At 64.1% G+C, this 12,956-nt stretch carries 6 protein-coding genes; 3 read left to right on the top strand and 3 right to left on the bottom strand.

Annotated elements, in window-relative coordinates; translation table 11 throughout:
* Positions 1 to 2 precede the first annotated feature (2 nt).
* Positions 3 to 929, bottom strand: a complete 927-nt coding sequence (locus VME63_RS03430; protein WP_325430263.1) for a metalloregulator ArsR/SmtB family transcription factor — start codon at positions 927 to 929, stop codon at positions 3 to 5.
* A 175-nt stretch (positions 930 to 1,104) separates the two neighbouring features.
* On the opposite strand from VME63_RS03430, the gene VME63_RS03425 reads away from it, so the two are divergent.
* Together VME63_RS03425 and VME63_RS03420 are read left to right on the top strand one after the other, a co-directional pair.
* Positions 1,105 to 2,265, top strand: a complete 1,161-nt coding sequence (locus VME63_RS03425; RefSeq protein WP_325430261.1) for an acyl-CoA dehydrogenase family protein — start codon at positions 1,105 to 1,107, stop codon at positions 2,263 to 2,265.
* A 228-nt stretch (positions 2,266 to 2,493) separates the two neighbouring features.
* Positions 2,494 to 2,913, top strand: a complete 420-nt coding sequence (locus VME63_RS03420; protein WP_325430259.1) for a hypothetical protein — start codon at positions 2,494 to 2,496, stop codon at positions 2,911 to 2,913.
* A 120-nt stretch (positions 2,914 to 3,033) separates the two neighbouring features.
* On the opposite strand, the gene VME63_RS03415 is transcribed toward VME63_RS03420, so the two are convergent.
* Entirely contained in the window at positions 3,034 to 6,234 is a 3,201-nt protein-coding gene (locus tag VME63_RS03415; protein ID WP_325430257.1) for a multidrug efflux RND transporter permease subunit, read from the bottom strand.
* 12 nt (positions 6,235 to 6,246) lie between these two features.
* Positions 6,247 to 7,437, bottom strand: coding sequence for an efflux RND transporter periplasmic adaptor subunit (locus tag VME63_RS03410; protein WP_325430255.1), 1,191 nt, complete (start codon positions 7,435 to 7,437; stop codon positions 6,247 to 6,249).
* A gap of 485 nt (positions 7,438 to 7,922) precedes the next feature.
* Here VME63_RS03410 and VME63_RS03405 point away from each other — a divergent pair, with 485 nt between their 5' ends.
* Positions 7,923 to 12,845: an NAD-glutamate dehydrogenase gene (locus VME63_RS03405; RefSeq protein ID WP_325430253.1), complete on the top strand. Its 4,923-nt coding sequence runs from the start codon at positions 7,923 to 7,925 to the stop codon at positions 12,843 to 12,845.
* Positions 12,846 to 12,956 lie beyond the last annotated feature (111 nt).

Genomic DNA, 12,956 nt, shown 5'->3' with positions numbered 1-12,956 from the left:
CTTTACGGCTTGCGCGCGAGCACGCTGATGACTTCGAAATGCGGCGCCTTGCGCTCGCGGCTGAGGCGGTTGCAGCTGATCACGTCCAGGCCCGCACGCGTGGCCAGCTCGTTGAGTTCCTGCTGAGTGAAGCCCAGGTTGCGGTGATCGAAGGGTTCGACGACGGCACGGTGATCGTGCTTGCCCAGCGTCACCGCCAGCAGGCGACCGCCCGGACGAAGCACGCGCGCGGCTTCGGCAATCGCCTTGGACGGCTGCTCGGCATAGGTAAGCGCATGCAGCATCAGCACCAGGTCGAAGCGGCCCGCTTCGAGCGTCAAGGCGTGCATGTCGCCGTGCAGCACTTGGACGTTGTCGAAACTGGCCAGGCGCTTGGCCGCCGCCTCGGCCACGCGTTCGCTGGCGTCCACGCAGACGATGGAGCGCGCGTGCGGGGCCAGCAGTTCGGCGGTAACGCCGTCGCCGGAAGCGATGTCCAGCACGTCGCCAGTTTCGAGCAACTGCAGCAGCGAACGGCTCAGCGTTTCCCAGGTGCGGCCGGGGGAGTAATGACGCTCCATGTCGCCCGCCACCGTGTCGGCCCAGCCTTCGTCGCGCGCGCGCTCGGCCAATACGCCGGGCAGGCGGGCGGCGTCTTCGCGCAGCAGCGCATCGTCGATGCTTTCGCGCAGCGAGCGGATCAGCGCGTGCTGGTGTTCATCGCCTTCGCTGTTGGCGCGGTAGTAGGCCGAGACGCCGGCGCGGCGGTCGCGCACCAGTTCGGCTTCTTTGAGCTTGGCCAGGTGGGTGGAGACGCGCGGCTGGGCCAGGTGCAGCACCGCGGCCAGTTCGGCCACGGTCAGTTCCTCGCGTTCGAGCAGGGCCAGCAGGCGCACCCGCGTAGGGTCCGCCAACAGGCGCAACACGCTGGAGGCGGTGGCCAGATCCATCGTGCATCCTTATATCGCGATATAGAGATGTTAAGGGTAGGCGCGGGCGGTCAGGGCGTCAAGGGGGAAACGGCCTCAAGGGCGGGAAAGGCCGCTTGCTGCGTCCGCACAAAGCGTTTGGCGCGCGCCGGCTAAAATGGTCGGCTTCCCCGCTTCCTTTCCTCCGGAGTCCCCCATGGATTTCAGTTTTACCGAAGACCAGCTGTCCATCCAGGCCATCGCCCGCGACTTTGCGCAGAAGCGTATCGTGCCGGTGGCGGCGGAACTCGACGCCAAGGGCGAGTTTCCGCTGGACAACATCCGTGAGATGGGCCAGCTCGGCCTGATGGGGATCGAGGTGCCGCACGAGTATGGCGGCGCGGGCTTGGATCCGATCGGCTACGTGCTGGCGATGATCGAGATCGCGGCGGCGGATGCGGCTACCTCCACCATCATGTCGGTGAACAATTCGCTGTTCTGCAACGGCATCCTCAAGCACGGCAGCGAAGCGCAGAAGCAGAAATACGTGCGCGCCATCGCGCAAGGCGAAGGCATCGGCGCATACGCGCTGACCGAGCCGCAGTCCGGTTCCGATGCCTCGGCGATGCACACGCGCGCATCGAAGAACGCCGACGGCGACTGGGTGATCAACGGCAAGAAGAGCTGGATCACCTCCGGCCCGGTGGCGCGTTACATCGTGCTGTTCGCCATTACCACGCCGGGCATCGGGGCCAAGGGCGTTTCGGCTTTCATCATCGATACGCACAAGCCCGGCTTCCACGCGGGCAAGACCGAACCCAAGCTTGGCATCCGCGCATCGGCCACCTGTGAGATCGAGTTCAACGATTACGTATGCGCCAAGGAAGACTTGCTGGGCGAGGAAGGCAAGGGCTTCTCCATCGCGATGGGTGTACTCGACGCCGGCCGCATCGGCATCGCTTCGCAGGCGGTCGGCATTGCACGCGCCGCATATGAGGCGACGCTGCAATGGTCGCGCGATCGTAAGGCCTTCGGCCAGCCGATCGGTACGTTCCAGATGACGCAGGCCAAGATCGCCGACATGAAGTGCAAGCTCGACGCCGCCACGTTGCTGACGCTGCGCGCAGCATGGGCCAAGGGCCAGGCGGAAAAAAACGGCGGCCGTTTCGGCACCGAGGCATCGGTGGCCAAGCTGGTCGCCTCGGAAGCGGCGATGTGGATTGCGCACCAGGCCGTGCAGATTCACGGCGGTATGGGTTACTCCAAGGAAATGCCGCTGGAGCGTTATTTCCGCGATGCCAAGATCACCGAGATCTACGAAGGCACCAGCGAGATCCAGCGCATGGTGATTGCGCGCGCGGAAACAGGCTTGCGTTGAGCGTGACAACGCGCGCGCCGCGTGAGGCGCGCGTGAAAAATTAAAATGGCCGCGATTGTCCTTGTTGGCTTGCCGCTTCGGTGATACATCCCCCGCCGCAGGGGGTGTGTATCCATTGAAGAGGTGAGCATCATGCTGAGCAAACGGCAAAATGCTGGTACTCGGATATCACATCGCGCATGGTCAATGCGATCGAGCGCTGCGCTAGTTGTTGCGTGGGGAGTGGGCATGGGCGCGATAGCGCCTGCCCATGCATCAGGGGTAAACCTACTTAGGATCGACGGTGCGTTCTGGATAGACGCGAACACCGTATCGGTGGATTTTCGCTACAACTGCAGCCCGAGTCTAAACGGCAATCCGCGGGGAGGGGGAATAGCTGATTTTGAGATTGCTGTTTACGACTACGTCGGTGGCGCTACAGGAGGGACTCAGTTCACGGGCTATGTATGCGATGACACGACTCGTTCGGGATCAGTCGTCATTTTAAACTCGGCTGTTTCAGAGGGGCCCACGGATATTTTTGGATCGGGTGACCATGCCGTGGTGAACGCGAACATTTCCGTTCCGGCAGGTCACGGTGATGTTGGTGCCCAGCAGAGCGAATCCCTGGTGCTGGAGCCGTACATGAGCGCGGAAGGGGGAGGATGATGTTGCCGATACAGCAAAGGCCCCGCGGGGCCTTTGTTTTTTGCAACGCCACACCCTGTTTGAGTGCGCGCAGAGATGGGTACGAGCATCCGGCCCGCGATGCGGGCCGGAATCGAACGGTTAGTGATGATCGTGGCGAGCCAGCTTGTGGGTTTCCTCATCGAGCTTGTCACCCAGCATGCGGCGCACGCTGACGTAGAACACCGGGATCATCAGCAGGCCCAGGAAGGTGGCGAACAGCATGCCGCCGATGACGCCCGTGCCGATCTCATGACGCGAATTGGAGCCGGCGCCGGTGGAGGTGACCAGCGGCAGCACGCCGAGAATGAACGCCATCGAGGTCATCAGGATCGGACGCAGTCGCAGGCGAGCCGCAGTGATTACGGCCTCGAACAGCGTCTTGCCTTCCGCTTGCTGCTCCACCGCAAACTCCACGATCAGGATGGCGTTTTTCGCCGCCAGGCCGATCACCGTCACCATGCCGATCTTGAAGTACATGTCGTTGGGGAAGCCCCGCAGCATGCACAGCACCGTCATGCCGAGCAGGCCCAGCGGCACCACCAGCAGCACGGCCACTGGTATCGACCAGCTTTCATACAGCGCCGACAAGCACAGGAACACGATGACGATCGACAGGATCATCAGCAGCGTGGCGGAGTTACCTGCCAGCACCTCTTGATACGACTGGCCGGTCCAGTCCGCGCCGAAGCCCTTGGGCAGGTCGTTGTTCACGATGTCCTGCAACGTGCCCATCGCCTGGCCGGTGGAGTAGCCCTTGTTGGCATCGCCGACGATTTCGATCGCCGGGTAGCCGTTGTAGCGCGTCAGCGAGGGCGAAGCCATGCTCCAGCTGGTGTGCACCACGCTCGACAGCGGGATCATGTCGAACGGGCCGTAGGGCGAGCTGTTGCTGGAGGTGGTCGTGGTCGAGGTGGTTGACGAAGAAGCGCTGCCAGTCAGCGTGCTGGGCGTGAAGATGTGGCTGAGCGAATCGGTGCCCATGCGGTAAGGCGCGTCGGCCTGCACCATCACGCGCTTGACGCGGTCTTCGTAGATGAAGTTGTTGATGTAGACCGGCGCCAGCATCAGCTGGATCGCGGTGTACACATCGCTCACCGACAGGCCCAGTGCCGCCGCCTGCACGCGATCGACGGTGAGGTTGTACTGAGGCGCATCCGGCAGCAGGTTCGGACGGGTGCCGAACAGCGTGGGGCTCTTGGACGCCTTGCCCAGCAACATGCCCATGGCCTGCGCAAGTTGCGCCCGCGATTGGCCGCTGCGCGCCTGCAGGTACATGTCCAGGCCGCCGAACTGGCTGAGGCCACGGATGGTGGGCAGGTTCACCACAAAGATTTGCGCATCGCGGATGTGGTGCAGCACGCCATTGGCCTGGCGGATGAAGTCGTCCGCGGTGATCGAACGCACGCTCCAGTCCTTGAGCTTGATGAACACCATGCCGGCGTTTTCGCTGCGACCGACGAAGCTGAAGCCGCTGATCTGGTACATGCCCACGTAGTCGTCTTTCAACGGACTGGTATCAAGCGTGTGCTGGATCTCACGCATCACCTGCTGGGAGCGCTCCAAACTGGCGCCGGGAGGCAGGCTGACGATGGCCAGCGCAAAGCCTTGGTCCTCGCTGGGCACGAAGCTGGTCGGCAGCTTGTTGAACAGGAACACGGCCAACACCGCCACCAGCGCAAACACGATCATCCAGCGTGGCGAGTGGCGGATGGCGCCCCTGATGTGACCCTGGTAGGTGTGTGTGACGCGTTCGAAAGCCTTGTTGAACCAGCGGTAGAAGAAGTTTTTCTTTTCCTCATGCGCGGGCTTGAGGATGGTGGCGCACAGGGCAGGGGTGAACGACAGCGCAAGGAACGCCGAGAAGCCCATCGATACGGCGATGGTCAGCGCGAACTGCTTGTAGATCACGCCGGTGGCGCCGGGCTGCAGCGCGGAAGGCACGAACACCGCCGCCAGCACCACCGTGATCGCCACCACCGCGCCGGTGATCTGGCTCATCGCCTTGCGCGTGGCTTCCTTGGGCGAGAGGTTTTCCTCGGTCATGATGCGTTCGACGTTCTCGATCACCACGATCGCGTCGTCCACCACGATACCGATGGCCAGCACCATGCCGAACAGGGTGAGCTGGTTGATGGTGAAGCCCATCGGCGCCAGGCCGATGAAGGTGCCCAGCAGGGCCACCGGAATCACCAGCGTGGGAATGATCGTGGCGCGGAAGTTCTGCAGGAAGATCAGCATCACCACGAACACCAGGGCGATGGCTTCAATGAGCGTGTGCACCACTTCCTCGATCGACACGCGCACGAACGGCGTGCTGTCGTAGGGCGCGAACCAGGTGACGCCCTGCGGGAAGTCCTTCGCCAGCTCGTCCATCTTGGCGCGTACGGATTCGGCCACGTTCAGCGCGTTGGCGCCCGGCAGCAACTGCACGCCGAAGCCGCCCACCGGCTGTCCGCTCCAGGTGGAGGTGAAGCCGTAGGTCTGCGGGCCCAATTGGATGCGCGCGATGTCCTTGAGGCGCACCACCGTGCCGTTGGCGTTGGCGCGCAGGATGATGTCGCCGAACTGCTCGGGCGTGGAGAACAGGCCTTCGGCGGACACCGTGGCGGTGAAGCTTTGCCCGTTGACGGCCGGATCCGAACCCAGCGAGCCGGCCGCGAACTGCACGTTCTGGGCGGAGATGGCGTTTTCCACCTGGGTCGCGGAAAGCCCATAACCCTGCATCTTGTCGGGATTGAGCCACACGCGCATGGCGTATTCGGAGCCCACCTGGAAGGTGCTGCCCACGCCGGGAATACGGCCGATCTGGTTGATCACCTGCGAACCGACGATGTCGCTGAGACGGTTGGAGTCGATCTCCGGGTTATTGGAGATCAGGCCCACGAACATCAGGAAGTCCGGGTTGGCCTTGGCCACCACTACGCCCTGCAGGTTCACCTCCGAAGGCAGCTGCGGTTCGGCCAGCGAGACCTTGTTCTGCACCTGCACCTGGGCGATGTCGGGGTCGGTGCCGGTGGCAAAGCTCAGGGTTATGGTGGAGGTGCCGTTGGAGTTGGAAGCCGAACTGAAGTACAGCAGGTTATCCACGCCCGTAAGCTGCTGCTCGATCACCTTGGTGACGGTGTCTTCCATGGTCTGGGCGCTGGCGCCCGGGAAGGTGGCCGTTACCGTGACCTGCGGCGGCGCGATGTTGGGATAGGACTCCACACCCATGCCCAGCACCGAGATGGTGCCGACCAGGGTGATCAGAATGGCGACCACCCACGCAAAGATGGGACGGTCGATAAAGAAACTCGGCATCAGTGTTCTCCTTTACTGATGGCCAGCGGCAGGGGCGGCACCGGCCGGCGCCTGGTCGGGCTTCCATGGGCTGGCGTTGGCCGGTGCACCGGGCTTGACCACCTGGACGCCGGACACGATGACCTGGTCGCCCGCGTTGAGGCCGCTGGTGACCACCCAGTCATTGCCGCGCATGGTGTCGGCCGATACGCGCTTCTGCACGACCTTGCCGTCCTTGCCCACCACCAGGGCATAGGCGCCCAGGGGGTCGCGCTGGATCGCGGGCTGCGGAATCAGGAACACCTTGTTGAGCTCGCCCATGTCGATGGTGAGGGGCACATACATGCCCGGCAGCAGGCGCCGTTCGCCGTTGGGCACCACTGCGCGCAAGTTGATCGCGCCGGTGTTCGGATCGACCGTGGTGTCGGAGAAATCCAGCGTACCCAAGTGGTCGTATTTCGCGCCGTTGGGCATGGTGATCTGCACGGTGGTTTTGTTTTGCGTGGCCAGTTGCACCTTGCCGGCGGACTGCGCGTGCTGCAGCGTGTCCAGGTCCGCGGCGCTGAGGGTGAAGTTGACATATAGCGGATCGAGCTGGTCGACGGTCGTCAGCAAGGTGGCGCTGGCGCCGGTATCGGCGGTGCTGTTGCCCACTACCGCGCCTTCGGTCACCTGCTGCTCGCCGGCGCGTCCGTCGATGGGCGAGGTGACGTTGGTGTAGCTGAGATTGACGCGGGCAGTCTGCACGTTCGCCTGGGCCTGCTTCACGGCCGCCAGCGAGGAGCGCTCGGTGGCCTCATCGGTATCGAGCTGCTGCTTGGAGATATAACCATTGGGTACCAGCTGGCGATCGCGATCGGCGATCACATGAGCATTGGTGTAGTTGGCCTGGGCCGACGCCAGCGCCGCTTGCGCATTGGCCAGGGCGGCCTGGTAGGGCGCCGGGTCGATCTGGAACAGCAACTGCCCCTGCTTGACGTCCGTGCCTTCGGTGTAGACGCGCTTGAGCAGCACGCCGGAAACACGGGCGCGCACGTCGCCGCTGCGGAAGGCGGACAGGCGGCCTACCAGGTCCTTGGTCAGCGGCACATTCTGCGGCTGCGCATCCACTACGCCCACGGTCGGCGTAGGCATCTGGGGAGGGCCTTGCTCCTTGCCGCTGCAGGCGGCAAGCGCCAGCAGACTCAGGCACAACACCGGTGTGCGCATTGACGTCGACTTCATGAGAACTCCATGACTTGCGTGATCGGGGTAGGGTGAGCCGCAGCGGTTCTACGGCCGGCTCCAGCTGGGCGGAAAATCTTACGTTTATCGGATTGCGGGCATTTTGTCCTGTGTCGTCAGTCCCCAGTGGCGCGACGCAGGTAAGACTATACCGTCCAGTTTACAATTTATCCGGGTGGGGAATCTAGCCCCCGCGATCATGACCGACGGCATGGGGCCAAGCCGGTGGGCATGCATGCAAGAGGGGGCGGCCGGTTTGCAGGCGGCATCAAACCGGGGTCATAAATGCGGTCCATGCTGTGCATGCGGCGTACGCCTACGTATCGAATCGGCCGCATGCACACCTTGCATGACCATGCGCTGATCGCAGTGCATGCAAAAGACGACGGTTGCTGCGCTGCCGATGGATTCGCCCCATGCCAAAGCGTATGCTTTTAAAGCTTTCCGCTCCATTCCCACCCGTCTCCACTTCTCAAGTTGATGCTATGAATGCGATCCGTGCGGCCAACGACATCCCTCTCGTGTCTGTCGTGCTCGAAGAGTTGAAGAAAAGCGGTTTTCCGAACAAGCGCCTTGATGAGGCGCAATTTTTTATCAGCGCCTTTTTCTCGCGCATCGCGAGCACGGACGTGGATCTGCACACGCCGGCCGAATGGGCGCGGGTGATCGCCGGCCTGATCGATTTCATGCAGCAGCGCGCGCCCGGCCGCGCCACGGTGCGCGTCACCGATGCCGGCCACGCCGCGCGCAGCGCGGTGGAGATCGTCACCGACGACATGCCGTTCCTGGTCGACACGGTCAGCATGGTGCTTTCGGGCTATTCGCCCATTCACGCGGTGATCCACCCGGTGGTGAAGGTTGGCCGCGACGCCGGCGGTCAGCTGCAGCGTGTCGGCGATGACAGCGGCACGGCCGAGTCGGTGATGCATTTCGAGCTGGACAACGTGCAGGACGAGGCGATCAGGACCGCGCTGGTGGCGCAGATCGAGTCGGCGCTGGACGACGTGCGCGCCGCGGTGCGCGACTGGGCCGCGATGCGCGACAAGGCGCTGGCGGTGGCGCAGGATCTGCCCGCCCGCAAGATGCCGATCGATGCCGCTGCCGTGCAGGAAGCCTGCGAGTTCATGCGCTGGCTGGCGGACGACAATTTCACCTTCCTCGGCTACCGCGAATACGAAGTGGCGCAGGCCGATGGCGATGAGGTGCTGCGTTCGCTGGAGGGCTCGGGCCTGGGCATCCTGCACAAGAGCGAACGCTCGGTGGCGCCGCGCTCGCTGCGCACGCTGGTGGCCAGCGAGCTGCCGCAGTCCGGCTCGACCGACGCGATCATTCTCACCAAGACTAACGCCCGTTCGCACGTGCATCGCGCGGGCAATATGGATTACGTAGGCATTCTGCGTTTCGACGCGAACGGCAAGCCGGTTTCCGAGCAGCGTTTCCTGGGCCTGTTCACCTCCAACGCCTACATGACGCGCCCGCAAGACGTGCCGCTGGTGCGCCAGCGCGTGGAGGCGGTGCTGGCCCGCTCGGGGCTCAAGCGCGATTCCTATTCGGGCAAGTCGCTGCGCCACATTCTGGAAACGCTGCCGCAGGAAGAGCTGTTCCAGAGCACCGAAGAAGAACTCTTCACCACCGCCACCGGCATCCTGGAGCTGCAGCAGCGCGCCAACGCGCGCCTGTTCGTACGCCGCGACCGTTACGGCCGCTTCTTCACCTGCCTGGTATTCGTGCCGCGCGACCGTTTCAGCACCACGGTACGCGAGCGCATCGAAAACATGCTGCGCGAAGTCTTCCACGGCGAAAGCGTGGATTCGAACGTGTTGATGGGCGAGTCGGCGCTGGCACGCCTGCACGTCACGGTGCGTCCGCACCCGGGCGATCACCCCAAGTTCGATCCGCAGGAACTGGAAACGCGCCTGGCGCACATCGTGCGCAACTGGCAGGACGGGCTGCGCGACAGCCTGATCGCGCACGTGGGCGACGCGCAGGGCGTAACCCTGCTCAACCGTTTCGGCAAGGTGCTGCCCGCCGGTTACGTCGAGGATGTTTCGCCGGAGGTGGCCGCGCACGACGTGGTGGCGCTGTCCACGCTCAAGAGCGACGATTCGATCCACCTCAATCTGTACAGCGATCCACGCGACCAGAGCCTGCGCTTCAAGGTCATCCACGTAGGCGCGCCGATCTCGCTCTCCGAAGCGCTGCCGATGCTGGAAAACATGGGCGTGCGCATGCTGGCTGAGCACGTCTACACGCTGGAAAGCGATGGGCGCCTGCTGACCATCCACGACTTCGAGCTGAAGACCAAGCGGCCGTTGGCGTTCGAGCTGTCGCACCTGCGCGAGCGCTTCGAGCGCAGCTTCGAAGCGCTGTGGCGCGGCGAGGCCGAAAGCGACGGCTTCAACAACCTCGTGCTCTCCGCGCAGGCCGACTGGCGGCAGGTGGCGGTGCTGCGCGGCTACTGCAAATACCTGCAGCAGGTGGGTATCGCCTTTTCCCAGAGCTACATGGAGGAGACGCTCAACCGCTATCCGGCTATCGCGGGTCTGATGATCGAGCTGTTCAACGCCAAGTTCGATCCGCGCCGCGAACAGCTTTCCGAGGCCGAGCTGGAAAAGGCCCGGGAAGATCTGCGCCGCGAAATGCAGGCGCTGATTTCCGCCGAAACGCAGAAGGCGAAGCCCGAGCTGATCGACGGCATCGTCGATGTACTCAAGGCATCGCGCGAGCAGCAGGTACACGTGCTGTGGGAAGCGCTCAAGTCCCTGCTCGACGACGTCGCCAGCCTGGACGACGAGCGCATCCTGCTCGGCTTCATGAACACCATCAAGGCCACGCTGCGCACCAGCTTCTTCCAGCTGTGGGACGGCAAGCCGCGGCACTACGTAAGCTTCAAGTTCGACTCCAAGCAGGTGCCCGACGCGCCCAAGCCGGTGCCGTACCGTGAAATCTTCGTGTATGCGCCCCGCGTGGAAGGCATCCACCTGCGCTTCGGTCCGGTGGCCCGCGGCGGTTTGCGCTGGTCCGATCGCCGCGAGGACTTCCGCACCGAAGTGCTGGGTCTGGTGAAGGCGCAGATGGTGAAGAACACCGTCATCGTGCCGGTCGGTTCGAAGGGCGGCTTCTTCGTCAAGCATCCGCCGGCAGGCGGCGACCGCGATGCGCAGCTGGCCGAGGGCATCGCCTGCTACCGCCTGTTCATCAACGGCCTCCTGGACATCACCGACAACCTGGTCGAAGGCAAGGTGGTGCCGCCGCACGACGTGGTACGCCACGACAGCGACGATCCGTACCTGGTGGTCGCCGCCGACAAGGGCACGGCCACTTTCTCCGACATTGCCAACGCGATTTCGATCGAACATGGTTTCTGGCTGGGCGACGCGTTCGCGTCCGGCGGCTCCAACGGCTACGACCACAAGGGCATGGGCATCACCGCCAAGGGCGCGTGGGAATCGGTCAAGCGCCACTTCCGCGCGCTGGGCCGCGACACGCAGAGCGAGGATTTCACCTGCGTGGGCATCGGCGACATGTCCGGCGACGTGTTCGGCAACGGCATGCTGTTGTCGCGCCATATCCGCCTGGTGGCCGCGTTTGATCACCGCCACGTGTTCCTCGATCCGCATCCGGATATCGCGCGCTCCTTCGTCGAGCGCGAGCGCATGTTCAAGCTGCCGCGTTCGAGCTGGGAGGACTACGACAAGTCGCTGATCTCCGCCGGCGGCGGCGTGTGGCCGCGTAGCCTGAAGTCCATTCCGATCTCGCCGGAAGTGCGCGCGGTGCTGGGCCTGAAGGCCGATGTGCAGCATCTGTCGCCGACGGATCTGCTCAACGCCATCCTCAAGGCGCCGGTCGACCTGTTGTGGAACGGCGGCATCGGCACCTACGTGAAGGCGGCCAGCGAAACGCATGGCGACGTGGGCGACCGCGCCAACAATGCGCTGCGCATCAACGGCGCGGAGCTGCGCTGCAAGGTGGTGGGCGAAGGCGGCAACCTGGGCTTCACGCAGAAGGGCCGCATCGAAGCGGCCCAGCACGGCGTGCTGCTCAACACCGACTTCATCGACAACTCCGCCGGCGTGGATACGTCCGACCACGAAGTGAACATCAAGATCCTGCTCGACGATGCCGTGCAACGCAGCGAGATCAGCGTCGACGGCCGCAACCAGCAGCTGGCCGCGATGACCGACGAAGTCGGCCAGCTGGTGCTGTGGGACAACTATCGCCAGAACCAGGCCATCACGCTGATGGAACAGCAGTCGGCCAAGCGTATCGGCTCGATGGCGCACTTCATCCGCACGCTCGAAGGCGAGGGCCTGCTCGACCGCCAGGTCGAAAACCTGCCCAGCGAGGCCGAATTGACCGAGCGCAAGACGCGCGGCCAGGGCCTGACCCGTCCGGAACTGTCGGTGCTGCTCTCGTACGACAAGATCCGCCTGTACCAGCAGTTGCTGGACTCGGACGTGCCGGAAGATCCCTACCTGTCCAAGGAACTGGTGCGCTACTTCCCCGCGCCGCTGCACGACAAGTACGCCGCGCACATGCAGCGCCATCGCCTGAAGCGTGAAATCATCGCCACCGCGGTCACCAACTCCACCATCAACCGCATGGGCGCCACCTTCATGATGCGCATGCAGGAAGATACCGGGCAGGGGCCGGCCGCCATCGCCAAGGCGTACACCGCCGCGCGCGAAATCCTCGGCGCCCGCGACCTGTGGGCGCAGATCGAGGCCCAGGACAGCAAGGTAGCCGAGGCCACGCAGGTCGATGCGATCATGCAGATCTGGTCGCTGCTGCGGCACATCACGCGCTGGCTGCTCAACCGTCCCGGCGGCACGCTTGAAATCGCCGCCAACGTGGAGCGCTACCAGGCGGCGGTAGCCGAACTCAGCGCCACCTTGCCGGATGCGCTCACGCCTGCCGGCAAGGCCGATTTCGGCACCAGCCAGGAGAAATGGGAAGGCCTTGAGTTGCCCGCCGAGCTCGCCTTCAGCCTGGCCCGGCTGCCCGAGCTGCGCGCCATGCTCGACATGGTCGAAGTGGCGCAACAGACTGGCGAGCCGATCGCCAAGGTCGCCAACGTGTTCTACGAACTGGGCCAGGCGCTGGATCTGGAATGGCTGCGCGGGCAGATCGAGGCGTTGCCGGTCGATGGTCACTGGCATGCGCAGGCCCGCGGCTCGCTGCTGGATGAGCTCAATCACCAGCACCGCGCGCTGGCCACGCAGGTGCTGGCGTTGTCGGGCACCCGCACAGATGTCTCCCCGGTGCAGGCGTGGCTCGATCGCGACGATGCCACGCTCAAGTACACGCGCAGCATGTTGGCGGAAATCCTCACCCAGAACGCGGACTACCCGATCGCCTCGGTCGCCGTCCGCCGCCTGGCGCAGCTCGCACAGGTGCCGGTGGGCTGACGTCCTGTCGTTTCCCTCTCCCCTTCGGGGGAGAGAGGTGAACGCGATGAGCATCGTTTGTTGATGAAAGTGCAGGGGCATCATGGCCTTGCCCCTCATCGTGTCGTAAGC

It is taken from the genome of Dyella sp., from assembly GCF_035503745.1.
Taxonomy (GTDB): Bacteria; Pseudomonadota; Gammaproteobacteria; order Xanthomonadales; family Rhodanobacteraceae; genus Dyella_B.
This window is presented reverse-complemented; position numbering and strand designations above follow the sequence as displayed.

Coding starts and splice junctions, on each gene's coding strand:
- VME63_RS03430 (WP_325430263.1), bottom strand. CDS start 929: ATGGATCTGGCCACCGCCTCCAGCGTGTTGCGCCTGTTGGCGGACCCT.
- VME63_RS03410 (WP_325430255.1), bottom strand. CDS start 7,437: ATGAAGTCGACGTCAATGCGCACACCGGTGTTGTGCCTGAGTCTGCTG.
- VME63_RS03415 (WP_325430257.1), bottom strand. CDS start 6,234: ATGCCGAGTTTCTTTATCGACCGTCCCATCTTTGCGTGGGTGGTCGCC.
- VME63_RS03420 (WP_325430259.1), top strand. CDS start 2,494: ATGGGCGCGATAGCGCCTGCCCATGCATCAGGGGTAAACCTACTTAGG.
- VME63_RS03405 (WP_325430253.1), top strand. CDS start 7,923: ATGAATGCGATCCGTGCGGCCAACGACATCCCTCTCGTGTCTGTCGTG.
- VME63_RS03425 (WP_325430261.1), top strand. CDS start 1,105: ATGGATTTCAGTTTTACCGAAGACCAGCTGTCCATCCAGGCCATCGCC.